Here is a 25,864-nt window from a genome sequence, read left to right on the forward strand (position 1 = left end):
ACCGCAAGCGGCCCAGGACGACCTGTTCCAACCACAACTACTACATCTATGAGGACCTGCTCAACACCACGCCCAAGCTCCGCCCCACACGTTTCGGGCAGCTCTGCGTAGCCGACATTACGTATGTGGCCACAGAGAGCGGCTGGGCCTATCTCTCGCTCGTCACCGACGCAGCCTCACGCCTCATCGTGGGCTGGGCACTCTGCCCCACGCTCTGCCGCGAAGGTCCCATCAGGGCCATGAGGATGGCCGCTGACTTCTACACCGGCCAAGGCGTGCCTACGGAAGGCCTGATACACCACTCCGACCGCGGCGTCCAATACTGCTGCAACGAGTACACCGGCCTGCTCAAGAGCCTCGGCATGAGGATAAGCATGACGCAGACAGGCGACCCGCTGCACAACGCACTGGCCGAGAGAGTGAACAACACCGTGAAGAACGGCTGGCTCTTCGAGACACAGGACAAGACCTTCCGGCAGGTAGAGGAACTCCTCGCCAGGGCCGTCAAAGTCTATAACACCGTGCGTCCGCACCAGAGTCTGGACATGCGCACGCCCCTGGAAGAGATGCAGCGGCTCCTTTCCCTGGCCGCATGACAGCCACAGAGGCTCCCGGGGGCTGCGAGCCCCCGGCCGCAAGGCCGCCCCCCGGTGTTTTTCATCAATTCAACGTTCCACTTAAAATAAGGAGGTCAAAGAGCTCACAGAAAACAGAAAATGATTAACTTTGCACCCGGAAGACAGCTGTCAACCTAAAGTGCACTTAACAGAAAAACCTGACAACCAGATTTCCACATAAGAAATATATTGTCAACCTAAAGAACATTTAACTACAAAAACTGTCAACTAAATCTAGGACAGGAGAGCGGATGCGGTGCTGCAAGATGCTTCCGGGAAATTTCGACACTTGTCGCATAATCGTGCGACACCTGTCAAACAATCGTGCGACAAGTGTCGAAAGTTGCTGAACCAGTGCTTCAAGGCGAAAGAAGCACCGCGGCAGGGCGCCCGATGCACATAAAATAAAAGCAGCAAAGAGGTTTTTGCTCTTTGCTGCTTTTAATTTCCGGACGGAGAACGGAGGCTTACTTGCCGTGGTTCTCGTCAGAAACCGTTAACTTCTTGCGGCCACGGGCGCGGCGTGAAGCCAGTACGCGGCGGCCGTTCTTTGTTGCCATTCTCTCGCGGAAACCGTGTTTGTTCACGCGGCGGCGGTTGTGCGGCTGAAATGTTCTTTTCATTTTGATATTCTATTTTTATGTTATTATTCTCTGCCTTTTGGGCTGCAAAAGTACTGATAATTTTCGAAATGACAAAGAATTGAACCATTTTTCGGACCTGTTTTGATGATTTTTTATAAAAATGTAGTAACTTTGCAGCCGCAAAGCGATGATAACAACAATATAATTCATAAGAACAACAATGATTAATTCACAGGAAATCAAAATCGGAACATGTATCCGCATGGACGGAAAGATTTGGACCTGCATCGACTTCCAGCACCGGAAGCCGGGCAAAGGCAACACCGTCATGATTACCAAGCTGAAGAATGTTGCCGACGGCCGTGTGCTGGAGCGTACATTCCAGATTGGGTTCAAACTCGAAGACGTACGCGTGGAGCGTCGCCCTTACCAATATCTTTATGAAGACTCCACGGGTTGCATCTTCATGAACCAGGAGACTTACGAGCAGATTCCTATCGGAAAGCACCAGATTACGGGCGTTGACTTCATGAAGGAAGGCGACATCGTGGAGGTTGTAACCGATACTTCCGACGGCACGGTGCTGCTGGCAGAGATGCCGGTCAAGACCACGCTCAAGATTACTCACAGCGAGCCGGGCGTTAAGGGCAACACTGCCACCAACGCCACCAAGCCTGCCACGCTGGAGACCGGTGCCGAAGTGCGCGTTCCCCTCTTCATCAACGAGGGCGAAACCATACAGGTCGATACCCGCGACGGCAGCTATCTGGGCCGCGTGAACGCATAAACAGCAATCAAGAGGCGGGAGGGTAAAAAAGTAAAAAAGGAAAGGCATGCCGGCCGGAACTGTCCGGAGGGCGCTTTCCGCGGCTTTACTTTTTTGCCCTTTTGCCTTTTTTGGCTTTCGGGCCTTGCGCCTCCACCCTTTTACGCTGATACCTTTTCAACTTTCGGTTGCTCATGAAATACAGTCTGATAGTTCCCGTTTACAACCGTCCCGACGAAGTCCGAGAGCTCCTGGAGAGCCTTACCACGCAACGCTTCAAGGACTTTGAAGTCATTGTTGTTGAGGATGGGTCGCAGCTTACGTGCAAGGAAGTGTGCGATACCTATGCAGGCAAGCTCGACCTTCATTACTATCCCAAGACCAACAGCGGCCCCGGACAGAGCCGCAACTACGGTGCCGGGCTGGCCAAAGGCGAGTATCTCATCGTTCTGGACTCTGATGTAGTGCTGCCGGAGGGCTATCTGCAGGCGGTGGAAGACGAGCTGCAGCGCGAGCCGGCCGATGCTTTCGGCGGGCCCGACAGGGCCAACGCCTCGTTCACCGACGTGCAGAAAGCCATTTCCTACTCCATGACGAGCTTCTTCACCACGGGCGGCATACGCGGCGGAAAGAAGAAGCTGGACAAGTTCTACCCGCGTTCGTTCAACATGGGCATACGCCGCGACGTCTATATGCGGCTGGGTGGGTTCTCCAAAATGCGCTTCGGCGAGGACATAGACTTCAGCATCCGCATCTTCCAGGCAGGCTGCCGGTGCCGTTTCTTCCCCGAAGCATGGGTGTGGCACAAGCGCCGCACCGACTTCCGCAAGTTCTGGCGGCAAGTATACAACAGCGGTATCGCCCGCATCAACCTGTACAAGAAGTACCCTGACAGCCTCAAGATGGTTCACCTGTTGCCCGCTTTGTTCACCGTGGGCGTAGTTGGCTTGCTCCTGCTGTTTGTCTTCGGCATCGTTCTTTTCTTCCTTCTGCCCGCCGGCATGCAGCAGGCACTGGGTCTGGCGGTGAGCATCGCCGCCCTCGTTCCTCTTGTTCTTTACGCTGCCATCATCTTCTTCGACTCCACCATCAGGAACAACAGCGAGAAGATAGGCCTCCTTTCCGTCTTTTCCTCCTTTATTCAGCTCATGGGATATGGCTGCGGTTTCATCGCTGCCTGGTGGAAACGGTGCGTCCGGGGCAAAGATGAATACTCCGCGTTCCAAAAGACTTTCTACAATTGAGAATTGATATTGCGGCAATTGAGAATTGATAATGGACAATGGATAATTATGATTAGTTTTGTGGGTGGGGGCTTAAGCGAAGGTTTTTGGGCAAAAAGTGGAGAATGGGTAACCATTATTTGCTTTTTGAAGGGTGCCCGGAAAGATTTTTGGTGAACAGTAATTTGCGGATTGAGATTTATCATTATCTTTGCGACTAAAAGCCAAACGACTTTCTGTAGTTAGACTTCTAAAACCGTGAATTCATGCTGACACGAAAGGAAAACATTATTTTGACCAAGACGGATGCTTTCTCCGACCGCATTATCAAGCTGGTGCAGCATCTCAAAGTCAACCGATACGAACCGGTTATGTGCAACCAGATACTCCGAAGCGGTACCAGCATAGGTGCAAACACTGTGGAAAGCCAGAACGCACAAAGCCGTGCAGACTTCGTGAACAAACTGAGCATCGCCCTAAAAGAAGCCGACGAAACCCAATACTGGCTTCGGAAACTCTTCGTGGCAGGCTACATCGACCAGTCCGGATTTGCTTCGCTGAATGCCGACAACATCGAGATTATCAAGCTGCTGACCTCTATCATCAAGTCAGCCAAAGGCGTTTCCGGGCTTTAAATTCATAATTCATAATTCACAATTCATAATTTTCAATTCTCCATTCGGACTAATCATAATTATCAATTATCCATTCTCAATTCTCCATTCGGACTAATCATAATTGTCAATTATCCATTCTCAACTCTCAATTCAAACTAATCATAATTATCAATTCTCCATTCTCCATTCTCAATTCGGACTAATCATAATTATCAATTATCCATTCTCAATTCTCAATTACCAATGAAAAGATTGTCAATAGCTGACTGGGCAGAGGAAGACCGGCCACGAGAAAAGCTCGAAAGACTGGGTGCCGCGGCGCTCAGCAACGCCGAGCTGCTGGCCATACTCATTGGGTCGGGTTCGACGAAGGAAAGCGCCGTGGAGCTGATGAAGCGTGTGTTGGGCGACTGCAGCAACAACCTGAACACGCTGGGCAAGATGACCATTCGCGAACTGGAGCAGTACAACGGCCTCGGACCGGCAAAAGCCGTTACCATACTGGCCGCCTGCGAGCTGGGCAAACGCCGCCAGGCAGAGAGCCCGGAGAAGCGGGCAGACCTCTCGTCGGCCGCCTCCATCTACGAATACATGCACCCCCGGATGCAGGACCTGGACGTAGAAGAGGCCTGGATACTGCTCATGAACCAGAACTACAAGCTCATCAAGGCCCGGCGCATCAGCCACGGAGGCATCAGCGAGACAGCCGTCGACGTGCGCATCATCCTCAAGGAAGCCCTGCTCTCGGGCGCAACCGTGCTGGCGCTGTGCCACAACCACCCCAGCAACAACCCCCTCTCGTCGGCCGAAGACGACCGGTTGACGCAGCGCGTGAAGCAAGCCTGCGACATCATGCGCATCCATTTCCTCGACCATCTCATCATTACCGACGGCCAATACTATTCCTATCGCGAACGCGGAAGACTGTAGCAAAATTACGCGAGAGCCGTTGCGGGTTTGAAATTAATTACTTATCTTTGCACAAAAAGAAGCTATGACCCAGGAACAAAAGACTCTGTTGGAAGAAAGAATAGTTGATGTGCTCAAGACGGTGTACGACCCCGAGATACCTGTCAACATCTACGACCTTGGCATGATTTACAAGATTGACGTCAAGGACGACAGCTCCGTGGATGTCGACATGACCTTCACGGCCCCCTCCTGCCCCGCAGCAGACTTCATACTCGAGGACGTCCGCACCAAGCTCGAGAGCGTTGAAGGCATCAGCGTGGCCAACGTGAACCTTGTGTTCGAGCCTGCCTGGGACCAGAGCATGATGAGTGAAGAGGCTCGGATAGAACTTGGATTCGACTGATGAAGAACATCTATTTCCTTTCGGACGCCCACTTGGGCTCCCTTGCCATCGAACACAAGCGCACGCAGGAGCGCCGCCTGGTTCGTTTCCTCGACAGTATCAAGCACAAGGCTGCCGCCATCTACCTGCTTGGCGACATGTTCGACTTCTGGAACGAGTACCGCTACGTGGTGCCGAAGGGCTATACCCGCTTCCTGGGCAAGCTCTCCGAGCTTACCGATATGGGCGTAGAGGTGCACTTCTTTACGGGCAATCACGACATCTGGACGTACGGTTACCTCGAGCAGGAGTGCGGTCTCATCGTGCACAAGAAACCCCTCACCACCGAAATTTACGGCAAACTGTTCTACCTGGCGCATGGAGATGGGCTGGGAGACCCCGACAACAACTACAAGATACTGCGCAAGATGTTCCACAACCGCACGTGCCAGCAGCTGCTAAACGCCATCCATCCCCGCTGGGGAATGTGGCTCGGACTCACTTGGGCCAAGCATAGCAGGCTGAAACGGGCCGACGGCAAGGAGCCGCCTTATATGGGCGAAGACCGTGAGTACTTAGTAAATTACACCAAGGAGTACATGAAGGAACACCCCGACATCGACTTCTTTATCTACGGACACCGCCACATAGAGCTCGACCTCATGCTGAACCGCAAGACGCGCATGATGATTCTGGGCGACTGGATATGGCAGTTCACCTACGCCGTGTTCGACGGCGAGCACATGTTCCTTGAGCAATACGTGGAAGGAGAGAGCCAACCATGACCGCATAAAACCTGAAACAGCAACATGAAAACAAACCTCCGAAACTTATTCCTCATTCTTTCGCTCGTCCTGAGCACCACGGGCGCCCGGGCGCAGAGCCACACCTTTGCGCAGTTCGACCGCTATGCAGAGGCCAACGCCCGGCTTGCCAAGCCCGCCAAGGGCGAGAAGCGCGTGGTCTTCCTGGGCAATTCCATTACCGACAATTGGGCTTCCATGCACCCCGAATTCTTCAGCCGGCACGGCTACACGGGCCGTGGCATCAGCGGGCAGACCTCCTACCAGTTCCTGCTCCGCTTCCGCCAGGACGTCATCAACCTGCATCCCAGCGTGGTGGTCATCAACTACGGCACCAACGACATAGCCGAGAACACGGGCCCCTACGACGAAGAAACAACCTTCGGCAACGTAGTTTCGATGGTCGAACTGGCCCGTTACAACAAGATAAAGGTAGTGCTCACCTCCTGTCTGCCCGCCCGCAGCTTCGGCTGGAGGCCGCAGATAAAGGACGGAATGGCCAAGATACGCCACCTGAACGCCCGCGTAAAGGCCTACGCCGAGGCCAACCACATACCCTATGTCGATTATTTTACAGCCATGCTCTCGGCCGACGGGCAGGGCATGAAGCAGGAGTACACCCCCGAGACCGTACATCCCAACCTGGCAGGCTATGCCGTCATGGAGGCTCTCATCGTGCCCGTGGTCAGCAAACTGCTGTAGGCGCGCCAGGCCCCTGCCGGCGGGCATTCCGGCGGAGCTGTCGTTCAAGGCCCTTGATGGGCACCTTCAAGGCGCCTGAACGATACCTTCAAGGGGCTTGAACGATAGCTCCGCCAAAACCGGTGCCGGCAAGCGGCAGTTCCGCAGGCCGGCAGGCGGGCTGCGGAAGGATTGCAGACGGAAGTCTGCTTTTAAGCTGCCAAACGCAGACAATACCTATTTATAAGTATTGTCTGCGTTCTTTTTTTTTCATACCTTTGCACTCTGATTACGTTATTGATAGTATCAAGCAGACAAACAGACAGCAGGAAAATGAAAAAAAGCATCACTCTTTTGGCCTTGCTGCTGCTCTTCAGCACGGGCATTGTTCAGGACGCCAGGGCCCAGAAGACAGGCGGCACCGGCCGGTTCTCCGTCAGCATGACCGTAACGGAGAAGGACAGCAAGGATGCGGTCATGATGGCAACGTGCGTGGTGAACCCGCTCGCGGCCTACACCGTTACCGACATAGACGGCAAGGCCACCATCCGCAACATCCCGCAGGGGCAGTACACGCTCGAGATAAGCTACGTGGGCTACGAGAAATACACCACTACGCTGCAGGTAGACAAGGACCTCAACCTCCGCATACAGCTCACCCCGACCTCTCTCTCACTCAAGGAAGTGGTTGTAACGGCCCAACAGAAGGCCTCGGGAGCCTCAACCACCAGCCTCATAGGCCGCCAGGCCATAGACCACTTGCAGGCAAGCAGCCTGGCCGACGTGATGCAGCTCATTCCCGGACAGCTCATCCAGAACACCGACCTCACCGCACAGAGCAACCTGCAGCTGCGCACGCTGGTGAACAACACCACCAGCGCGTTCGGCTCGAGCGTGGTTGTAGACGGCGTGCCCATGTCGAACAACGGCACGCTGAGCCAGGGCGGCTTCTCCGGTACGGCCTTTACGGGCACCGACCTGCGCCAGGTGAGCGCCGACGACATAGACAACATAGAGATTATTCGTGGCATCCCGTCGGCCGAGTACGGCGACCTGACGAGCGGACTCGTGGTGGTTCACTCCAAGGTTGGCGTCACTCCGTGGCAGGTAAAGGGCAAGATAAACCCCGAACTGCAGAACTACTCGCTCGGCAAAGGCTTCAACCTGGGTCGCGCGGGCATACTTAACTTCGGCGCGGATTATGCCAAGGCCTGGGGCGACCCACGCCAGAAGACGCGCAGCTACGGCCGCTACGGCCTCAACCTGGGCTACAGCTACGACGTAAACCGCCGCTGGCACACCGATACCAAGCTGCGCTTGCTCTACGCCAAGGACTGGAGCGGCAAGGACCCCGATGCCCTCGACGACGGTACCTACATGAAGAACAAGAACTTCGGCGTAACGCTCACCCACAACGGAAAGGTGAGTCTCGACCTGCCTCTTATGCGTACGCTCTCCTATACGCTTGGAGTAAGCCTCAACAAGACGGATAACACCAACTCTGCCTACGTGACCAACAGCAGCGGACTGCTGCCCATACTCACGGCAACCCAGACGGGCTACCACGCCGTAAGCTGGATGACGCAGTCGTACCTGGCAACGGGCAAGACCCAGAGCCGCCCGGGCAGCGTGTTTGCCAAGGTGAACGACAGCTTCTACTTCAAGGCCGGAAAGACCCGCCAGAGCTTCAAGCTGGGCGTTGATTACCATTACGACTGGAACAGCGGGCGCGGTTACTACAACCTGGACGACGCCCGCCCCCTGCGCCCTAACGCCAACGGGCGGCCCCGGGCGTTCTCCGACGTGCCCGGACTGCACCAGGTTGCCGCCTATGCCGAGGACCAGTTTACGTGGAACATCAACCATGTGAACCTGCTGCGCGCCAACCTCGGCCTGCGCTTTACGGCCATGCAGCCCTTCGGCAACGTGGCTACCTATGCCCTGAGCCCGCGCTTCAACCTCCTCTTCAGCCTCACCAAGTGGCTCGATGTGCGCGGAGGCATCGGCCTGAACTCCAAGACGCCGGGCCTCGACTACCTCTATCCGGACCGTAACTACGTTGACCGCGTGGCCGCCAACTACATGCCCCAGGACGACCCGGCTGCCCAGCTGCTGGTTTACCACACCCAGGTGTACGACGTGAAGTTCTCGCGCGACCTGAAGAACGCTACCACCACGAAGGTTGAAGTGGGCCTTGACTTCAAGCTGCCGGGTGGAAGAAAGCTCAGCGTGCTGGCCTATCGCGACCGCACTCCCAACGGGTTCGGCCCCTATTCCGAGTATTCAACGTACAACTACAGCTACTTCGACCCCACGCACGGCCTCGTCCTCACGCCCGGAGCGGCCACTGTCATCGACTATTCCGACCCTGCCCGCAGCTACACTGCATTCATCTCGACCGGCCGGGTGGGCAATACGAACTCCACGGTAAACCGGGGCATCGAGTTCGACTTCGACCTCGGCGAAATCAAACCCATCCGCACAACGTTCAATTTCAGCGGAGCCTACTCCGAAACCAAGACCTGGCAGAACAACGTAAGGTACGCCGACGTGCCTTCGAGCTTGCTTCCGCCGGAGCTGTCGGCCTACAACGTTACGCCGTTCAAGCTCATCTATCCCGGTTCACTGGACTATGACAAGTTCCGCCGGCTGGTCAACACGCTGCGCGTTATTACCAACATACCCTCCCTGCGCATGGTGGCATCGTTCACGGCGCAGGCCATCTGGTACGACTGGAACATCAGTTACGTGGCCGACAAGTGGCCCGTTGCCTGGCTGAATGCCAGTCTGCAGCGCCACGACCTTACCTCCGACATGCTCCAAGGCTACCTCGGCATGGACGGACTGTACTATGCAACGGCCCCGGCGGGTCAGCGCAGCGTGGCCATCAGCGACCTGAAAATCCGGTCGACCGATGCTGTGCCAACCAAGAACACGGTTAACTGGAACCTTTCTTTCCGCCTTACGAAGGAGCTGGGGCGCATAGGAGGCCTCTCGCTCTACGTGAACAACATGCTCTTCTACGAGCCTTATCTCAAGAACAACATCTCTACAACGCTCGTGCAGCGCAACACCGGCAACTTCAGTTACGGCGTCGAGCTGTTCTTCAACCTGTAATGAGCAACCCAAAAGGACATGAATATGAAGATGATAACATATAATCACGCAGCCCTCCTGCCGCTGGCAGCGCTGCTGCTCGTGCTCGCCTCGTGTGTTGACTATGGCGACGCAACCCGCCCGGTGTCGGCTAAAGTGCAGCTTACCCTGCCCGTTGAGTTCGTAAACGGGGCCGACCTAAGCGGCCACACCGTTACGCTCACGTCCGGGAGCAGAACTCTAAGCGCCGTGACCGATGCCTCCGGCGTGGCTGCATTTAGCGGCATCGTGCCCGATGTCTATGACCTGTCTGCCTCCTGGAACCTTACGCCGGAGCAATATGCCGCCCTCACGGGCGACGATGTGGTCAACGAAGGGGCCGTGGTGTCAGGAAGCATCAGCAACCAGCTTATCTCCGAGGCCGGTGCCGGCGACATCCTGACCCTTGCCACGCGCCTATCCATCAACCGCTCCTTAGTAATAGGCAAGCTGTATTATGCCGGCAGCAAGGATAACAACAACAAGAACTACCTGGCCGGGCGCTATGTAGAGCTCTACAACCAAAGTGACGCCCCCGTGAACGTGGCCGGTCTCTACCTTGGTCTGCTCGACTCGGGCAGTACTCCGGCCTACTCGCTGGCCAATCTGCATGATTTGTACGCCGATACGGTGGTGATGGCCAAGCAGATATTCCGCATTCCGGCCGACCGGGAGTATTGGGTGGAGCCCGGCGGAACCGTGGTCATAACCAACAGTGCTATCGACCACACCGTTAACGGGCCAATGGAGAAGAACCTGCTGCAGGCCGATTTCGAGTGCAAGGACCAGCAGGGGCGCACGCAGAACAACCCTGCAACGCCGGCCATGGAGCTGGTCTACACCGCCTTCAGCGGCATTTCGAACATGAACCTCATACAAGGCGGCCCCTGCTCGGTCGTTATCTTCCGCACTGATGCCGACGTCACGGCCTGGCAAAAGGTCTACGCATACGGCAAAACCAAGGGAACGCAGTGGCTGATGCTGCCTGTGAGGCACATCATCGACGGCGTGGAGGTGCTTGCCAACAAGCGAACAGGCGTGGAGGTAGGCAAGAAGGTGCTGCTCCACACGGTCGATGCAGGCTACACCAACATTGAGGCAACGAGCGGATATACGGGCGAAGTGGTGTACCGGAAGTCCTCCGGACGCCGTGGAAGCAACGGTCACGGCATCCTGAAGGATACGAACAACTCGTCTGATGATTTCAAAACGTCAACAACTATAGGCATTCGGGAATATGATGAATAAGCTCACAATAGCCTTCCTGCTGCTTTCGGCGCCCGTGACGGCGCAGAACCAGCCGGGCGAAGGCCGCTACAGATACGACGACGCCACGCAGTTGTGGCGCAACACCGGCAACGCCGCCGGCCTTACCATTGACTCCGCACGCAACCGCGGCGTAACTTTCATGGGACTGGAGCACGGCAGCGGCAACTACCACCGCGTGCAGGAGGGCGGCATGACCAACCGCCTGCGCTTCTTCACCGAGCGCTACCAGCACCTGGGTCGTTACCTCTACGGCTACGGAAAGTTTGAGTTCGGCCTCGGACGGACCAAAGACAGGGCCTGGGCCGACGTGATGAGGCCCTACAACGCTGACCCTTACTTCTCCGGAAGCAGCATAGCAGGCAAGTACGACCACCAGAACATCGGCCTCAAGGCAGCCGTGGGAACCGTCAGCTTCAGTGGGTGGCGCTTCGGACTAACCATAGACTACAAGGTGGGAGACCTGAGCCGGCTGCGCGACCCGCGCTCCCGCTCGCAGCTGCTGGACTACAAACTCACGCCTGCCGTTACCTACACAGCCGGCCGCCACACCCTTGGACTGGCCGCGCACTATAACCGCCGCAAGGAGAAAATACCCAACCTGACGACCGTGCAGAGCGATGCAACGCTGAAATACTATCTGATGACGGGCCTTGAAAACGCCACCGGAACCACCGGCGGCTATGGAGGATACCAGCGCGAGTGGGTGAACCACAACTTCGGTGCAGCCCTCTCGTACGGCTACAGCAGCCAACGGGTGGGCAGCGTTACCACCATCGGCATTGAAAGAGGGTCGGAGGGAGTGATGGGACAGTACAAGTTTGAGCCCGGACACTACTACAACTACATCTACACAGCAGCCACGCAGAACCGCCTCTACACGGCTGCAGCCGTGCACCAGCTGGACATCAGCGCCCGCTACGAGCAGGGTTATGCCGACGAATACCGCTCGCAGCTGGTCATAGAGCGCGACTCCGTACGCGGCTTTAACTCCTACCGATACGACCGCCAGCTAACTTTCCGCAAGCGATACCAGGTGCGCACGGCCGACCTTAGCCTGCACTACCGGGCCAGCTTCACCCGAGGAGAGCGGCAGGCCGACAGCTACGTGGGCCTTACAGCTGCCCTGCAGCGCGCCGCCAACCGCTACCTGCTCGACGCATCGGAACTTTCATACGGCCGCATGGACATAGGTATCGAGGGCGGACATGGCTTCTTCGGCCACCGCTTGCTTGTAGATGCCGCCACGGGCTATGCCTTTGCCACCAAGGCCGACATGCACCTGGCCGACGAAACGACCGACTACGCCCGCAGTGTGCTGCTGCCGGACCTCTCGTTCTACAACGCCAACTACTGGCACGGGCGCCTGCAGGCCACCTGGCAGTTCCCGCTCACCATCAAGAAGGTGCGCTCCACGTGGTACGTGCGGGCCTATGCAGCCACCATCCGGGCGCAGCAGAGCCGCCACTTCAGCACCTTCGGCCTTGCCTTGGGCATCTTCAACTAACGCCGGAGCCATGCTCCGGACAACAGGCATCCCGTGTTTCGAGGGCAGAAATGCGGGATGCCGGCGTTTCAGAGTCCTGCTCCGGCCACGCCCGGCACGCCCGGCAGTCATATAAAGGGCATGGGGCAATAAAGGTGCAAATGCTCCGTTTACTTACAGAGACAACGATATGCAGCCATGCAACAAAACAGATTAGTAGAGCGCCGGTACCTCTTTACCTTCATACTCATTACCGCCCTGTTTGCCCTCTGGGGCTTTGCCAACGACATAACCAACCCTATGGTGGCGGCGTTCCAAACGGTCATGGAGATTTCTGCTGCCAAGGCATCGCTCATCCAGTTCGCTTTCTACGGCGGATATGCCACCATGGCCATCCCTGCTGCACTCTTCATTCGCCGTTACAGCTACAAGAGCGGCATCATGCTGGGCCTGGCACTCTACGCGGCGGGCGCCTTCCTGTTCATTCCCGCGGCCGCCTGCCAGCGCTTCTCGTACTTCTGCCTGTCGCTGTACATCCTCACCTTCGGGCTGGCTTTTCTCGAAACAACGGCCAACCCCTTTATTCTTTCCCTCGGAACCAAGGCCACTTCCACCCGCAGACTGAACCTGGCGCAGGCTTTCAACCCCTTAGGTTCGCTGGCGGGCATGGCCGTGGCCTCGCTCGTTGTGCTGCCGCAGCTCATTTCCGACAGGCGTGACGCGGCCGGGCACATCATCTTCCCAACCCTTACTGCCGCCGAGAAGGCCTCCATCCGCATACATGACTTGGACGTGATACGCAACCCCTACGTGGCCATAGGCTGCGTGGTGCTGCTCATCCTGCTTGTCATAGCGCTGAAGAAGGTGCCCCCGCGGGAGACTGCCACAGAGCTGCCGACCGATGCCCGCTCTACTGTGGGCCGCCTGTGGCGCAACAAGACCTACCGCGAAGGCGTGGTGGCGCAGCTGTTCTACGTAGCTGCGCAGATTATGGTGTGGACGTTCATCATCCATTATGCCGACCATCTGGGCATCAACAAGGCCACGGCGCAGAACTACAACATCGTGGCCATGGTGCTGTTCCTGTGCGGTCGCTTTGTGAGTACGGCGCTCATGAAGTACGTAAACTCACGTAAGCTGCTCGCACTCTTTGCCGTCGGGGCCGCCGCCTGTACGCTCGGAGCCGTCGTTATCGTTGGTATGGCGGGGCTGTATAGCCTCATTGGCATCAGCGTGTTTATGTCTTTGATGTTTCCCACCATCTATGGCATCGCCCTGGAGGATGTAGACAGCCAGGACACCAGCCTGGGTGCGGCCTTCTTAGTCATGGCTATAGTGGGCGGGGCCATCATGCCGCCGCTGCAGGGCTTGGTTATCGACTGCGGCACGGTGCTGGGGCAGCCGGCCGTCAACATGTCGTTCGTACTCCCGCTGCTTTGTTTCGTCGTGGTGGGGTGCTACGGCTTGCGGGCCTGGCGCAGGCAACGCGGCAAAGCGGAGCGTACGGATGAGACCGTAAATTTACAGTGTCTGTAATCCGTTGTATAACAAACAGTTAGCTTAATCATTATCTTTCTGTTTCTTGAAGGTGTCCTTCAAGGCCGTTGAACGTATCCTTCAAGGCGCTTGCTGCTATCCTTCAAGGAGCTTGAAGCATAGCTCCGGTTTGGCAGGTTTTCCGTTTCAGCCTTGTTTTTCCAGGTCGGGAATTTGGTCGTTAGGCGAAAACACAGTAACTTTGCATGCTGTGATGACGTTGAAACAGCAATGAACAACGCAACAACAGCATATTTAATACGACGATAATGAAAAAACATTTCATCCTTTCGGCAGCCTTTCTGATGGCTGCAACCGGTGTATGTGCCCAGCAGGAGGCCGGCACCTGGACCCTTGCACCTAAAGTTGGTGTTACCGTAAGTAACTTCTCAGGCAAGATGCCGGCAGGTGTAGCCTACGCAGTGCTGCCCCAGATGCCGGCTGGCGGGTCGCCGGGGCTAATCATAGTAACTGGAGATGAGACTACGAAAGCGGGAGTTGTAGGCTTTGATGACAGCAAGCAGAAGTTCGGCTTCGCCGTAGGAGCGGAGGCACAGTACCAGTTCACGGATGTGTTCGGCCTTTCTTTCGGAGCCTTCTACACCCAGCAGGGCGCCAAGTACGATACAAAAGGCTTCCCCTATACGTCAAGTGATGGGGTGAAAGTTGATTTTAACGATGATTTGAAGATTAAGCTGAACAGCATAACGGTGCCCGTTCTGGCCAATGTATATGTGTGGAAGGGCCTTGCAGTGAAAGCCGGACTGCAGCCGGAGTTCACTGTCAGCAAGAAGACGAGCGGCGACGTAACCATCAGCTACAAAGACCAGTCGGCGTCGGTTGCCAGCAACACTGATGCCGGAATAAAGACTTTCTCGCTCTCAGTGCCCGTAGGCGTGAGCTACGAATACAGGAACATAGTGGCCGACTTGAGGTATCACTTCGGCGTAACCGACCTGCGCAAGGGCGGAGATACCGGTTGGGGCAGTGGTTCCAGCTCCAAGTCGGAGAACCGCACGCTGCTGTTTACGGTTGGATACAAGTTCGGGCTGTAGGCTGTACGGTCTTTCCGGTTGGGCTGTGATGCCGCTTTCTGCCGCGCGAAACATGCGTTGGGAGAAAGAAAAACGCTCGTTCGGGGCTTGTTTTCCTGACAAACCGACGTGGCGATTGAAACGTAAAAAAGGCCTGGCGGGGCAATCGCAACCCGGCCAGGCCTTTTGTTGGTGTATTACTTGCGAGCTTCCTGCACCAGCTTCATGGTGTCTCGGGCGATGACAATTTCCTCGTCCGTGGGCACAAGCACCACTTTAACCTTGGAATCGTCGGCAGATATCACGCGTTCTACGCCGCGGCACTTGTTGCGTTCGGCATCCATCTTGATGCCGAGGAACTCCAGTCCGGAGCATGCTTCCATGCGGGTGTCTATCTGGTTCTCGCCAACGCCGGCCGTCCACACGATGATGTCTACGCCTCCCATTGCTGCCGCGTAGGCTCCGATGTACTTCTTGATGCGGTAGTTGTACATCTGCATGGCCAGGTGGGCGCGTTCGTTGCCCTCGCGGTCGGCGCTCTCAATCTCGCGCATGTCGGAACTCAGGCCCGTAATGCCGAGCACTCCGCACTCCTTGTTGAGCCAGTCGGCCATCTCCTGCGGCTTTTTGCCGAGCTTGTCCATGAGGTAGGTAACGGCCGAGGGGTCGATGTCGCCCGAGCGGGAGCCCATCATGAGGCCCGCCAGAGGGGTGAGTCCCATGGATGTATCAACCACCTTGCCGTACTTCACGGCAGCCACGGAGGCGCCGTTGCCTATGTGGCAGGTGATAATCTTCTGCTTCGTGATGTCTACACCCAGCATTTCGCACACGCGCTGGCTCACGTAGCGGTGGCTTGTTCCGTGGAAGCCGTAGCGGCGCACGTGGTACTTCTCGTAGAGATTGTAGGGTATGGCGTACATGTAAGCATACGGTGGCATGGTGCTGTGGAAAGCGTTGTCGAACACGGTAACCTGCGGCGTGGTGGGCATCAGTGCGTCTACGGCGCGTATTCCGCGCAGGTGGCCGGCGTTGTGGACAGGAGCAAGGTCGATGAGGCTTTCTATTCCCTTCTCCACCTCTGGCGTAACGATGCAGCTCTTCTCAAAGAGATCGCCGCCCTGCACGATGCGGTGGCCCACTGCATCAATCTCGTCGAGGCTCTTGATGGCTCCTATTTCGGGGTCCATCAGGCATTTGAACACCAGCGCAACGCCTTCCTTGTGGGTTGGAAGGTTGGCCATAATCTGCTTCTTCTCGCCGTTATCGAGCGTCACCTTGATGAATGCCTCGTCCAGACCTATGCGTTCTACGCCGCCCTGTGCCAGAACAGACTCGTTGCTCATGTCGTAGAGCTTGTACTTAATGGAACTGCTGCCGCAGTTCAGCACCAAAATCTTCATGTGATTGCTGTTTATTTGATTGTTTGTAAATGCTTGTAAGGCCGCTCCCTGCGGGTGGGAGAGCGTGCCGTGAGGGCTTAGGCGCGCTTGGCATCCTGTGCCTGGCAGGCCGTGATGGCCACCATGTAGTAGATGTCATCTACGGAGCAGCCGCGGCTCAGGTCGTTAACCGGGCGGGCGATGCCCTGCAGGATGGGGCCAATGGCACTGGCTCCGCCGAGGCGCTGCACGAGTTTGTAGCCGATGTTGCCCACTTCGAGGTTCGGTACAATGAGCACATTGGCCTTGCCGGCGATAGGAGAATCGGGCGCTTTCTTGAGAGCCACGGCGGGGTCAAGGGCTGCATCGGCCTGCAGCTCGCCGTCAATCTTGAGCTCGGGGAAGCGCTCCTTGGCCAGCTTCGTGGCCTCTACAACCTTGTCGATGATGTAAACGCTCTTGCCGGTAGCCTTGTCGATGGCGTCCTTGGCAGAGCCTTTGGTCGAGAAACTCAGCATGGCCACGTGCGGATCGGTAAATCCGGCCACGCTCTTGGCGGTCTCTGCGGTGGTGTAGGCTATCTGTGCCAGCTGGTCGGCGGTAGGGTTGGGGGTCACGGCCACGTCGCCCATCACCACGATACCGTTCTCGCCGTACTGCTGCTCGTGCGTAAGTACAAGCATGGCGCCGCTCACGCAGGTAATGCCCGGTGCGCACTTGATGATTTGCAGGGCCGGGCGCAGGGTCTCGCCGGTGGTGCTCAGTGCGCCTGAAATCTGGCCGTCGGCCTCCTCGGTCTTGATAATCATGCAGCCAAGATAGAGGTTATTCTTCGTTACAAGCTCGCGTGCCTGCTCCAGGGTCATGCCCTTCTTTTGGCGCAGTTCGGCCAGGAGCGTGGCATATTCTTCGGATTTCGGATTATTGAGCGGGTCCACGATGGTTGCCTTTTCAATGTTCTTCAACCCCCACTGGGCTGCAAGCGCCTTGATGTTGGCGGGGTTTCCGATGAGAATAAGATTTGCCAAGTCGTCAGCCAGTACGTGGTCAGCGGCCCTTAACGTGCGCTCCTCTTCTGCTTCGGGGAGCACGATGCGCTGCTTGTCAGCCTTAGCGCGCGCAACAATCTGCTGTAATAAATCCATAATTTGTATTTAAGATGTGTAGTGTTTCAATCGAAAAGGATGCTTGTTGTTTTGCAATTTACACTTTGCAAAAGTAAGAAAAATAACCGATATAGCGCTTGGTAATCAGATAAATTTTCCTAATTTTGCGACGAGAAACCATTATTGGCATCTTCTATGATTAGATTTAAGGATGTCTGCACTTCAGACAAAGAACTCATACAGAGCTATACACTCTACAGCGACCGGCAGAATTGCGACCTCAGCTTTGCCAACATCATCAGCTGGCGGTTCCTTTACAACACGCAGTTTGCCGTTGTCGACGGCTTTCTCGTGTTCCGTTTCTACGCCGACAGGCATCTGGCCTACATGGCGCCGGTGTACCGCGGCGAGTGGAGAGAGGAGCTGCGAGAGGGCTTTACGAACGTGCTGCGCCTCATGAGGGAAGACTCCATCGCCATGGGGCACCCGTTCCTGATGCTTGGTGTGGGCAACATGATGGCTGATATCATTGAGGACGTGATGCCGGACACGTTCGACATGAAGCCCGACCGCAACTACTCCGACTACATCTACACCCGCGAGAAGCTCGTCAGCTTGTCGGGAAAGAAGCTGCAGAGCAAGCGCAACCACATCAACAAGTTCAAGAAGCTTTATCCCGGCTATGAATACCGGGAACTGACGACCGACCTCATCCCCGAATGTCTGCGCCTGGAACAGCAGTGGCGCAGCGAACAGGAGGGCGCGGACGATACCACGGAGGAGCTGCGCTCCATGACGCGGGCCTTCAACCGGTGGGAGAAACTGGGGCTCATGGGCGGCACCATCTTCGTTGACGGCAAGCTCATGGCCTTCACCTTCGGCTGTCCCATCAACCAGAACACGTTCGACGTGTGCGTTGAAAAGGCCGACACGCAGTACGAAGGCGGCTTTACCATCATCAACCAGGAGTTCGTCCGCCATCTGCCTGAGCACTATTACTACATCAACCGCGAAGAAGACATGGGCAAGGAGGGGCTCCGCTTTGCCAAACTTTCATACAAACCGGACATTCTCTTGGAGAAAAACGTGGTCATGGAGAAGCGTCCGCTGGCCGATTTCGAGGACCAGGAGCGCATCAAACAGGAAACAAGGGCACTGTGGAAGCAAGCCTTCAACGACCCCGAAGCATTCATGGAGCTTTACTTCTCACGTGTTTACAGAAACGAGTATAACGTAACCTGCCAAATCGGGAGGCATGTGGTGGGCGCCCTGCAGACGCTGCCCTACACGCTGCTTTACCGCGGGCGGGAGGTCAGGACGGCCTACATGAGTGGCGTGAGTGTGGATACCGGCTACCGCAAACAGGACGTGGGAAATAACCTGATGCGGCAGGCGCACTTCCGGCTGTACTTCCGCAACGTGGTCTTTGCCACCCTCATACCGGCCGAGAAGTGGCTCTACGGCTGGTACAGCAAGTGCGGCTACGCCGAACGAATTGTCTGCACGCCGCCTCCGGCCGATGCAGCAACCGTTAGCTTTGCCGACTTCGACAGGCGCCAACGTGAAAAGGAATGCGTGCTCCTGCATGATGCCGACGGGCTGGAAATCATTCAGGAAGACATCCGGCTGGCCGGGCAGGACTATCATCCCGCCACAACAAACATCCAGGGCATGCTGAGAGTCATCAACGCCCTGCAGGCCCTGCAGCTCTATGCGGCTCTAAATCCTGCGCAGCAGTGTAAAATCCGCGTGCAGGGAGATAAGGACATACCGATGAACAACGCCTATTACATCATTGGGAACGGGCTCGTTACCAAGACCGATGAGCCCGATGCGGAGGCTTGCAAGATGAATATCCGCCAACTGGCCGACTTCATCTTCAAGGATGTACATGCCGAAATGAGCTTGATGTTGAACTGAACTTTCCCCGGTTTCTTCTCCTGAAGGAACCGGGGAAAGTTGCTTTTATGCCATCTCCTTGGCCAGGAGGCTCTCCAGCTCCTCGGCCGAAAGGCGCAGATAGAACTGCCCCTTGATGGCTGCAGTAATGCGACCGGTTTCCTCGGACACCACTACGGCAATGGCATCAGAATCCTGCGAGATGCCCATTGCAGCCCTGTGGCGCAGTCCGAGCTCCTTGGGTATGTCCATGTCGTGCGACACCGGCAGGATGCAACCTGCCGCCTTGATGCGTTTCTTGGATATAATCATGGCCCCGTCGTGCAGGGGCGAGTTCTTGAAAAAAATGTTCTCGATGAGCCGCTGGCTGACATTGGCGTCCAGCAGCTCGCCGGTAGTGACGATGTCGTCCAGCGGCACGCTCCTTTCTATCACGATGAGGGCGCCCACTTTGCTCTTCGACATGCTCATGCACGCCATCACGATGGGTATAATGGTTTGCTTGTCTTCTTCCTCCACCTGGCTTTTGCCCGTGGTGAAGAAGCGGGTGATGGCCTTGAAACGCTGGTGGGCACCGAGCTGATAGAGAAACTTGCGTATCTCCTCTTGGAACAGCACGATGAGTCCTATTACGCCCACGCTCACCAGCTTGTCGAGCATGGAGCCGAGAAGACGCATCTCCAGCACCTGGCTTACGAACAACCAGACTACGATGAACACAAGAATTCCGATGAAGACGTTGAGCGAACGCGACTCCTTCATCAGCCTGTAGATGTAGTAGAGCATCAGAGCGACCAGGAAAATGTCGATGATGTCCTTGATTCCAAAATCGAAAAACACGTCTTGTCAGTTAAAAGTTACACTTCAGTTCGTTTCTTCTCCCGCCCTCAACTGGCGCGTTATGGCCACGGCCTCCACGGCTTGGCGCACGTCGTGCACCCGCAGTATGTCGGCACCGTTTAGCAGTGCGATGGTGTTGAGCACCGTGGTACCGTTCAGAGCCTCGTCGGCCGTGGTGCCGAGGAGCTGGTGCACCATGCGCTTACGCGACAGTCCGGCCAGCAGGGGCAGCCCCAGAACCTCCAGCTTGCGCATCTCCCGCAGCACCGTATAGTTTTCTTCCAGGGTCTTACCGAAGCCGAAGCCGGGGTCGAGGATGATGTCCTTTTGCCCCAGGTCGCGCAGTTGCTGCACCTTGTCGGCAAATTCCACGAGCATGTCGCTGATGTTGGCGCGCGCCGACATTAATATATAAGGTACGCGCAGGGCGGCAACGGTAGGGAACATGTCGGCATCCTGACCTGTTGAAACATCGTTGATGATGCACGGACCGAACTCCCCGACGGCCATCCGCGCCACTGCAGGCCTGAAGGTATCTATCGAAACCACCGCCTCCGGCAGCTCCCGCCGCACTACCTGCAGTGCCTTGCGTACGCGTTCCGTCTCCTCCGCCTCGGTAGCTATGGCGCCTCCGGGGCGGGTGGAGCATCCGCCTATGTCGATGATGGCGGCTCCCTGCCCTGCGAGTTCATGGGCCCTGCGAGCTATCTCGCTCTCTTCCCGGGCTCTGCTACCGGCAAAGAACGAGTCGGGCGTTACGTTCAGGATGCCCATTACCAGCGGTTCGGTTGTAGAGAGGAGCCTTCCTCCCACGTTGACAGTATAATCCATCTTGTGTTTTTAATTCGGGCAGCGGCCACACCGGCGGCTGCCAAAGGTTTTATTGACTTTTGCAAAGATAGCGATATTAATCGTAAAATCAATTTCATTTTAAGATTTTTGCAGTAACTTTGCACAAAATAGAAATTCGGAAGAATGAATTCAACAGATTGACGATGGAAATATCAGAACTCTACCAGCTTTATACGCAGCATCCGGTCGTTACGACCGACAGCCGCAACTGTCCCGAGGGCAGCATCTTCGTGGCCCTGAAGGGCGAATCGTTCGACGGCAACAAGTTTGCCGCGTCGGCCTTGCAGCAGGGCTGCAGCTATGCCGTTGTCGACGAGCCTGAATACACCGAGCCCGGCAACGGCCGCTATATCCTCGTTGCCGATGCTCTCGTAGCCTTCAAGCAGCTGGCCCGCGAGCACCGCCGGCAGTTCAACATTCCCGTTATAGGCATAACCGGAACCAACGGCAAGACCACCACCAAGGAGCTGGTATCGGCCGTGCTGGCCGAGCGCTTCTGCGTGTTGCACACCGAGGGCAACTTCAACAACGACGTTGGTGTGCCCAAGACGCTGCTGCGCATAGCCCCTCAGCACGACATAGCGGTAGTTGAAATGGGCGCGAGCCATCCCGGCGACATCACCCGCCTGGTGGAATACGTGGAGCCCACCTGCGGTCTTATCACCAACGTAGGCCGCGCCCACCTGCAAGGTTTCGGCAGTTTTGAGGGCGTGATGCGAACCAAGGGCGAGCTGTACGACTATCTGAAGCGCCACGACGGCCTCGTTTTCCTCAACGAGAGCAACGATTTCCTCATGCAGATGGCTGCCGACCGCGAGCTGGAACGCATCGTGAGCTACGGCCAGAGCGACCTGGTGAACGTGCAGGGCGAGGTCGTGGGCTGCGAACCTTTCCTCCGTTTCCGCTGGCGCGAGCAAGGGGGAGAGTGGAAGGAGGTGCAGACGCGCCTCATCGGTGCCTACAACATAGACAACATGCTGGCTGCCATAGCCGTGGGACTGCACTTCGGCATCACCCCTGCCCAGGCCTGCCACGCCATAGAGAACTACGTACCGAGCAACAACCGGTCGCAGTTCGAGCAGACTGCCCACAACCAGCTGATAGTTGACGCCTACAATGCCAACCCCACGAGCATGGCCGCCGCACTCGACAACTTTGCGCAGATAAAGGTCAGCAGCCCTAAGATGGCCATCCTGGGCGACATGCGCGAACTCGGCGAAGCCAGCGCGGAGGAGCACCAGAAGATAGCCGACAGGCTGGGCGAACTTACCGATACCGAGGTGTGGCTGGTGGGTGAAGAGTTCGGCCGCACGCAATGCAGCTTCCGCAAGTTCCGCAACGTGGAGGAGGTAAAGGCCGAGATAGCCCGCAGGCAGCCCCGGGGGCGTTGCATCCTCATCAAGGGCAGCAACGGCATCAACCTCGCGCAGCTGCCTGGGCTGCTCTGACCGGCCGACCCGGTAAATAGGGGAGAAACGAAAAAGGACAGACGGGAACCAAGCGGTTCGTCATCTGTCCTTTCGTTGTTTTCGGTGTGGTACCTCTTGGAGTTGAACCAAGGACACATGGATTTTCAGTCCATTGCTCTACCACCTGAGCTAAGGTACCTCGTTGAATTGCGTGTGCAAAGGTATGGTTTTTAACCGATATACACAAATTTTTGCCCATAAAATTGTCTTGTTTCAGAAAAATAGCGTATCTTTGCACCGCGTTTGAGGAACAAACTCCGTTCTTTCAACGCCAGCGGCGGGATGTAGCGCAGTTGGTAGCGCACTACGTTCGGGACGTAGGGGTCGCCAGTTCGAGTCCGGTCATCCCGACCACAAGAGAACAGCAAGCTCACAAGGCTTGCTGTTTTTGTATGCCCTTTTGTCCTTGTAGTTTGCTTTTCTTGTTTGATAAAGGCTGCTCGCCGAATGCAAAATCCCCGTTCTCCCGTAGTTTCCGTTGTCTTTTCATGTACCGATATGTTGTGTCCAGCAACTTTTGACAAGTGTCGCATGATTGTTCGACAAGTGTCACACAATCATGTGACACTTGTCGAAAGTTCCCGGAGTTGGTGTTTTAGCTGCCCAAATCATTTTGTCAGCCCCGCAGTTTGGCGTCTTTCGTGGTGTTGCTTGCTCATAAGAAGATTTGATACACGCTGTAGAGAGCCCATAAACTTGCTGAAAATCATCCCCTCCTCCGCCTCCCCTTTCCAAGGGGAGGATACCGGTTTGCCTTTTCGCAACCCGTTGCTTGCTCGCTCCCGCTATGCAGCAAACTCGCAGCAGCAGAAAAATTACTCTGTTACTCTGTCTTAAATAAGCAGGGACTAACCAGTAGAAAATCAACAGCAGCAGAAAAGATACTTTGTTACTCTGTCTTTAAAAATGAGCAACTAATGAGCAGGAAACCTGTAGCAGCGGTTCCTCCCCTTAGAAAGGGGAGGTTAGGAGGGGATGATATCTTTTGCTCCTTTGCTGTTTCCTGCCATTAGGTCATCCCCTCCTCCGCCTCCCCTTGGAAAGGGGAGGATACCGGTTTGCCTTTTCGCAACCCGTTGCTTACTCGCTCCCGCTATGCAGCAAACTCGCAGCAGCAGAAAAATTACTCTGTTACTCTGTCTTAAATAAGCAGGGACTAACCAGTAGAAAATCAACAGCAGCAGAAAAGATACTCTGTTACTCTATCTTTAAAAATGAGCAACTAATGAGCAGGAAACCTGTAGCAGCGGTTCCTACCCTTGGAAAAGGGAGGGTAGGAGGAGATGATAAGCATGCAGGAGAAAGCAGAAACCCCATATCCGTCTGTTTTACCACGGCGGGTATGGGGTGTTGAGATTTGCCTTTTGGCGGGCTTGTTGTGCGGGATGAAAAGGCGGGAGCAGAGTGTTACTTCATCCGGGTTAACTCCATGCACTCCACAGGCTTGTTGGTTGTGATGAAGTCCACGCCCAGTTTGATGTCCTTCTGCATGTCGGCCGTCTTGTTGACCGTCCACACATTGACGGTTAAGCCAAGGTCGTGGCATTGCTGCACCCACTCGGGATGCTGGTTGATGACCTTCTGCTGGTAGTCGATACCTGTCAAGCCGAGGGCTTTGACTTCGGCCGGGGCGAGGTCGCCGTTGAGGTAGGCCACGTTGTAGTCCTTGAGGCGGGCGTGCAGACGCTTGCAGGCCTCGAGGCTGAAGGAAATGAACTCCAGCCGGTCGCTGCCCAGCCGGGCTGCCTTTATCATCTTGATGGCCTCGTCTACGCACTTGTCTTCGCGCTTCTGGCTCTTGTGTTTCTTCACTTCCAGTATCAGTTTGGTGCTGCAGCGGGTGCCGGCAGCCAGATAGTCCTTGAGCAGCGAGATGCGCTCTCCGTTGCGCAGCTTCTGGTCTTTGAGGTCTTTGTAGTCGGTGGTCTCTATGGTGATGCCGTTTATTTCGGGGTCATGGTTCACCACAACCTGCCCGTCGCGCGTAATCCACACGTCGAACTCGGAGCCGTAGGTCTGTATGCTGTCAGCCTTCATGAGCGAGGCGATGGAGTTCTGGGCGCTGCCCTCGGTGTCCCAATAGCCGCGGTGGGCGATGGTCTTGGTGCCGATGACGGAGCGCAGCATGCGGGTGTAGGCCTCGGCATACGTCATGCAGCCCAGGTCGTTGGGGTGAGTACCCTCTATCATGCCCTCTTCGCCCAGGTCGAGATACTGCTGGCCGAGCAGATAGAGGTCCTTGACGCCCTGCTGTACGAGGGTTTGGTAAGCTTTGCGCAGGCTGAGGTTGGCAGCCTGGTAGCGGGCGTAGCTGTCGTTCCTCATCACGCTGTCGCTGGCTGCGTAGCACTCTACAAGGATGATGGGGGCGCTGCGCTTCTGCCGCAGCAGGGTTACGCCCTCCGTGGTGCGCTTCACTATCTCGTCTGCTTGCAGGCGGTAGGAGTTGGGGATGGGGTCTATCACGTAGGCGCTGGCGTCAATCTCGGCCAGTGCACGGAAGAGGGCAGGCTCCATGAGGCAGTTGCCCGAGAAGCCGAGGTTGACAACCGGCTTGCGCAGGTTGCGCTGCACCACGTTGGTAATGGCCAGGCCGGGCCGCGAAGGCGAAGCTCCCTGGATGATGGAGGAACCGTAGACCACGACGGGACGCTCTGCTGTAGGACGGAGGAAGCGGAAGGTGGAGCCGCCGTCTACGCCCACCTCAAGTGCCGTAACGCTGTTGTAGTTGGGCAGATAGAGCTGGTACTCCATGTCGCCGTTTACGCTCAGCCCGCTGAAGTTGATGTAGGTGGTGTCCTGGGCCGACTTACCGAACTTGTAGCTCAGGTGGTTGCCCACCCAGTGATAGGTGCCCTTGGGAGTGAGGGCGTAGAGGTCGGCTCCCGATTCGTTGAGGTCCGACATGTTGTGCAGGTTGCCTTTGTCGGCCACCTTGAACCTGACGCTGATGTTGCGCGAGTTGGTGACGAACTTTACCGACAACCCCGCACTGTTTTGGGCCAGCTCATAGACCTTCTTGGGCAGGTCCTTCTGCAGCCGCTCCGGCACCCTGGCAAAGGAACCTTTGCCCGTTTCCTGGTTCCAGGCACGGCCGAACAGTGCCGGAACATCGCCCTCCATGGGGTTGTGCCATGCCGTTTGGGCGGTGAGGGCGGTGGTTAGCGTGGCAAATAGTGATAAGATTAAAATGCGTATCTTGTTCATTTTCAGATTGATGTTGGTAAGGTATCCAAGGCGGGCAGTAGTCATGCTGCACGGCCTTGGATTCCTC

21 protein-coding genes and 2 tRNA genes are annotated in these 25,864 nt (G+C 56.3%); 16 read left to right on the forward strand and 7 right to left on the reverse strand.

The window, feature by feature from the left end; translation table 11 throughout:
* Window positions 1–596 (forward strand): IS3 family transposase (locus BMW31_RS10530; RefSeq protein ID WP_143049193.1); only part of this gene is annotated, 596 nt, incomplete at its 5' end.
* Window positions 597–1,084: 488 nt separating this feature from the next.
* On the opposite strand, the gene rpmH is transcribed toward BMW31_RS10530, so the two are convergent.
* Complete coding sequence (gene rpmH / locus BMW31_RS10535; RefSeq protein WP_016665496.1) at window positions 1,085–1,240, reverse strand: 50S ribosomal protein L34; 156 nt, start codon at window positions 1,238–1,240, stop codon at window positions 1,085–1,087.
* Between the two features lie 181 nt (window positions 1,241–1,421).
* Here rpmH and efp point away from each other — a divergent pair, with 181 nt between their 5' ends.
* The 12 genes from efp (at window position 1,422) to BMW31_RS10595 (ending at window position 15,063) form a co-directional block, all read left to right on the forward strand.
* Complete coding sequence (efp, locus tag BMW31_RS10540; protein WP_091825400.1) at window positions 1,422–1,988, forward strand: elongation factor P; 567 nt, start codon at window positions 1,422–1,424, stop codon at window positions 1,986–1,988.
* Window positions 1,989–2,161: 173 nt separating this feature from the next.
* On the forward strand, window positions 2,162–3,211 hold the full coding sequence (locus tag BMW31_RS10545) for a glycosyltransferase family 2 protein (RefSeq protein WP_091825403.1): 1,050 nt from the start codon (window positions 2,162–2,164) through the stop codon (window positions 3,209–3,211).
* 245 nt (window positions 3,212–3,456) lie between these two features.
* Window positions 3,457–3,825 carry a four helix bundle protein gene (locus BMW31_RS10550; protein WP_091825407.1) on the forward strand — a complete coding sequence of 123 codons (369 nt, stop codon included), beginning with the start codon at window positions 3,457–3,459 and terminating at the stop codon, window positions 3,823–3,825.
* Between the two features lie 225 nt (window positions 3,826–4,050).
* Window positions 4,051–4,737: a RadC family protein gene (gene radC / locus BMW31_RS10555; RefSeq protein ID WP_091825411.1), complete on the forward strand. Its 687-nt coding sequence runs from the start codon at window positions 4,051–4,053 to the stop codon at window positions 4,735–4,737.
* 64 nt (window positions 4,738–4,801) lie between these two features.
* Complete coding sequence (locus BMW31_RS10560) at window positions 4,802–5,122, forward strand: metal-sulfur cluster assembly factor (RefSeq protein ID WP_091825414.1); 321 nt, start codon at window positions 4,802–4,804, stop codon at window positions 5,120–5,122.
* The gene (locus tag BMW31_RS10565) at window positions 5,122–5,886 is read left to right on the forward strand and encodes a UDP-2,3-diacylglucosamine diphosphatase (RefSeq protein WP_091825417.1); all 765 of its coding nucleotides are present in this window, start codon (window positions 5,122–5,124) and stop codon (window positions 5,884–5,886) included. Before BMW31_RS10560 ends, BMW31_RS10565 begins: the two co-directional genes overlap by 1 nt.
* 24 nt (window positions 5,887–5,910) lie before the next feature.
* Window positions 5,911–6,606, forward strand: a complete 696-nt coding sequence (locus BMW31_RS10570; protein WP_091825420.1) for a GDSL-type esterase/lipase family protein — start codon at window positions 5,911–5,913, stop codon at window positions 6,604–6,606.
* Window positions 6,607–6,918: 312 nt separating this feature from the next.
* Complete coding sequence (locus BMW31_RS10575; protein ID WP_091825423.1) at window positions 6,919–9,702, forward strand: TonB-dependent receptor; 2,784 nt, start codon at window positions 6,919–6,921, stop codon at window positions 9,700–9,702.
* Window positions 9,703–9,726: 24 nt separating this feature from the next.
* Window positions 9,727–10,968 carry a DUF4876 domain-containing protein gene (locus tag BMW31_RS10580; RefSeq protein WP_255404940.1) on the forward strand — a complete coding sequence of 414 codons (1,242 nt, stop codon included), beginning with the start codon at window positions 9,727–9,729 and terminating at the stop codon, window positions 10,966–10,968.
* Window positions 10,958–12,493, forward strand: coding sequence for a DUF6850 family outer membrane beta-barrel protein (locus tag BMW31_RS10585; RefSeq protein WP_091825428.1), 1,536 nt, complete (start codon window positions 10,958–10,960; stop codon window positions 12,491–12,493). Before BMW31_RS10580 ends, BMW31_RS10585 begins: the two co-directional genes overlap by 11 nt.
* 177 nt (window positions 12,494–12,670) lie before the next feature.
* Complete coding sequence (fucP, locus tag BMW31_RS10590) at window positions 12,671–14,008, forward strand: L-fucose:H+ symporter permease (RefSeq protein WP_091825432.1); 1,338 nt, start codon at window positions 12,671–12,673, stop codon at window positions 14,006–14,008.
* Window positions 14,009–14,277: 269 nt separating this feature from the next.
* Window positions 14,278–15,063 carry a porin family protein gene (locus tag BMW31_RS10595; protein ID WP_091825435.1) on the forward strand — a complete coding sequence of 262 codons (786 nt, stop codon included), beginning with the start codon at window positions 14,278–14,280 and terminating at the stop codon, window positions 15,061–15,063.
* Between the two features lie 176 nt (window positions 15,064–15,239).
* Here BMW31_RS10595 and BMW31_RS10600 read toward each other — a convergent pair whose 3' ends face one another.
* Window positions 15,240–16,445 (reverse strand): acetate kinase, encoded by a 1,206-nt coding sequence (locus tag BMW31_RS10600; RefSeq protein WP_091825439.1) that lies wholly within the window; start codon window positions 16,443–16,445, stop codon window positions 15,240–15,242.
* A 77-nt stretch (window positions 16,446–16,522) separates the two neighbouring features.
* Window positions 16,523–17,569 carry a phosphate acetyltransferase gene (gene pta, locus BMW31_RS10605; RefSeq protein WP_091825442.1) on the reverse strand — a complete coding sequence of 349 codons (1,047 nt, stop codon included), beginning with the start codon at window positions 17,567–17,569 and terminating at the stop codon, window positions 16,523–16,525.
* Window positions 17,570–17,725: 156 nt separating this feature from the next.
* Here pta and BMW31_RS10610 point away from each other — a divergent pair, with 156 nt between their 5' ends.
* Window positions 17,726–19,450 carry a GNAT family N-acetyltransferase gene (locus BMW31_RS10610; RefSeq protein ID WP_091825445.1) on the forward strand — a complete coding sequence of 575 codons (1,725 nt, stop codon included), beginning with the start codon at window positions 17,726–17,728 and terminating at the stop codon, window positions 19,448–19,450.
* 45 nt (window positions 19,451–19,495) lie between these two features.
* Here the strand turns inward: BMW31_RS10610 and cdaA are convergent, their stop codons facing one another.
* Both cdaA and folP read right to left on the reverse strand, forming a co-directional pair.
* Window positions 19,496–20,269 (reverse strand): diadenylate cyclase CdaA, encoded by a 774-nt coding sequence (gene cdaA, locus BMW31_RS10615; protein WP_091825449.1) that lies wholly within the window; start codon window positions 20,267–20,269, stop codon window positions 19,496–19,498.
* Window positions 20,270–20,293: 24 nt separating this feature from the next.
* On the reverse strand, window positions 20,294–21,100 hold the full coding sequence (folP, locus tag BMW31_RS10620) for a dihydropteroate synthase (protein ID WP_091825454.1): 807 nt from the start codon (window positions 21,098–21,100) through the stop codon (window positions 20,294–20,296).
* Window positions 21,101–21,264: 164 nt separating this feature from the next.
* Here folP and BMW31_RS10625 point away from each other — a divergent pair, with 164 nt between their 5' ends.
* Window positions 21,265–22,569 carry a UDP-N-acetylmuramoyl-tripeptide--D-alanyl-D-alanine ligase gene (locus tag BMW31_RS10625; RefSeq protein WP_091825577.1) on the forward strand — a complete coding sequence of 435 codons (1,305 nt, stop codon included), beginning with the start codon at window positions 21,265–21,267 and terminating at the stop codon, window positions 22,567–22,569.
* A gap of 87 nt (window positions 22,570–22,656) precedes the next feature.
* Here the strand turns inward: BMW31_RS10625 and BMW31_RS10630 are convergent.
* Window positions 22,657–22,729 (reverse strand) — tRNA-Phe (locus tag BMW31_RS10630).
* Between the two features lie 139 nt (window positions 22,730–22,868).
* Here BMW31_RS10630 and BMW31_RS10635 point away from each other — a divergent pair.
* Window positions 22,869–22,944, forward strand: a tRNA-Pro gene (locus BMW31_RS10635).
* 1,053 nt (window positions 22,945–23,997) lie between these two features.
* Here the strand turns inward: BMW31_RS10635 and BMW31_RS10640 are convergent.
* On the reverse strand, window positions 23,998–25,842 hold the full coding sequence (locus BMW31_RS10640; RefSeq protein WP_091825457.1) for an SGNH/GDSL hydrolase family protein: 1,845 nt from the start codon (window positions 25,840–25,842) through the stop codon (window positions 23,998–24,000).
* Between the last annotated feature and the right edge of the window lie 22 nt (window positions 25,843–25,864).

The organism is Prevotella sp. kh1p2 (genome assembly GCF_900111525.1).
Taxonomy (GTDB): Bacteria; Bacteroidota; Bacteroidia; order Bacteroidales; family Bacteroidaceae; genus Prevotella.

What these genes read in the sequence shown, in the direction of transcription:
- BMW31_RS10580 (WP_255404940.1), top strand. Translation starts at nt 9,727, where the DNA reads ATGAAGATGATAACATATAATCACGCAGCCCTCCTGCCGCTGGCAGCG.
- BMW31_RS10570 (WP_091825420.1), top strand. Translation starts at nt 5,911, where the DNA reads ATGAAAACAAACCTCCGAAACTTATTCCTCATTCTTTCGCTCGTCCTG.
- radC (WP_091825411.1), top strand. Translation starts at nt 4,051, where the DNA reads ATGAAAAGATTGTCAATAGCTGACTGGGCAGAGGAAGACCGGCCACGA.
- folP (WP_091825454.1), bottom strand. Translation starts at nt 21,100, where the DNA reads ATGGATTATACTGTCAACGTGGGAGGAAGGCTCCTCTCTACAACCGAA.
- BMW31_RS10560 (WP_091825414.1), top strand. Translation starts at nt 4,802, where the DNA reads ATGACCCAGGAACAAAAGACTCTGTTGGAAGAAAGAATAGTTGATGTG.
- fucP (WP_091825432.1), top strand. Translation starts at nt 12,671, where the DNA reads ATGCAACAAAACAGATTAGTAGAGCGCCGGTACCTCTTTACCTTCATA.
- BMW31_RS10610 (WP_091825445.1), top strand. Translation starts at nt 17,726, where the DNA reads ATGATTAGATTTAAGGATGTCTGCACTTCAGACAAAGAACTCATACAG.
- BMW31_RS10625 (WP_091825577.1), top strand. Translation starts at nt 21,265, where the DNA reads ATGGAAATATCAGAACTCTACCAGCTTTATACGCAGCATCCGGTCGTT.
- efp (WP_091825400.1), top strand. Translation starts at nt 1,422, where the DNA reads ATGATTAATTCACAGGAAATCAAAATCGGAACATGTATCCGCATGGAC.
- BMW31_RS10545 (WP_091825403.1), top strand. Translation starts at nt 2,162, where the DNA reads ATGAAATACAGTCTGATAGTTCCCGTTTACAACCGTCCCGACGAAGTC.
- BMW31_RS10585 (WP_091825428.1), top strand. Translation starts at nt 10,958, where the DNA reads ATGATGAATAAGCTCACAATAGCCTTCCTGCTGCTTTCGGCGCCCGTG.
- BMW31_RS10575 (WP_091825423.1), top strand. Translation starts at nt 6,919, where the DNA reads ATGAAAAAAAGCATCACTCTTTTGGCCTTGCTGCTGCTCTTCAGCACG.
- BMW31_RS10550 (WP_091825407.1), top strand. Translation starts at nt 3,457, where the DNA reads ATGCTGACACGAAAGGAAAACATTATTTTGACCAAGACGGATGCTTTC.
- BMW31_RS10640 (WP_091825457.1), bottom strand. Translation starts at nt 25,842, where the DNA reads ATGACTACTGCCCGCCTTGGATACCTTACCAACATCAATCTGAAAATG.
- BMW31_RS10565 (WP_091825417.1), top strand. Translation starts at nt 5,122, where the DNA reads ATGAAGAACATCTATTTCCTTTCGGACGCCCACTTGGGCTCCCTTGCC.
- BMW31_RS10595 (WP_091825435.1), top strand. Translation starts at nt 14,278, where the DNA reads ATGAAAAAACATTTCATCCTTTCGGCAGCCTTTCTGATGGCTGCAACC.
- BMW31_RS10600 (WP_091825439.1), bottom strand. Translation starts at nt 16,445, where the DNA reads ATGAAGATTTTGGTGCTGAACTGCGGCAGCAGTTCCATTAAGTACAAG.
- rpmH (WP_016665496.1), bottom strand. Translation starts at nt 1,240, where the DNA reads ATGAAAAGAACATTTCAGCCGCACAACCGCCGCCGCGTGAACAAACAC.
- pta (WP_091825442.1), bottom strand. Translation starts at nt 17,569, where the DNA reads ATGGATTTATTACAGCAGATTGTTGCGCGCGCTAAGGCTGACAAGCAG.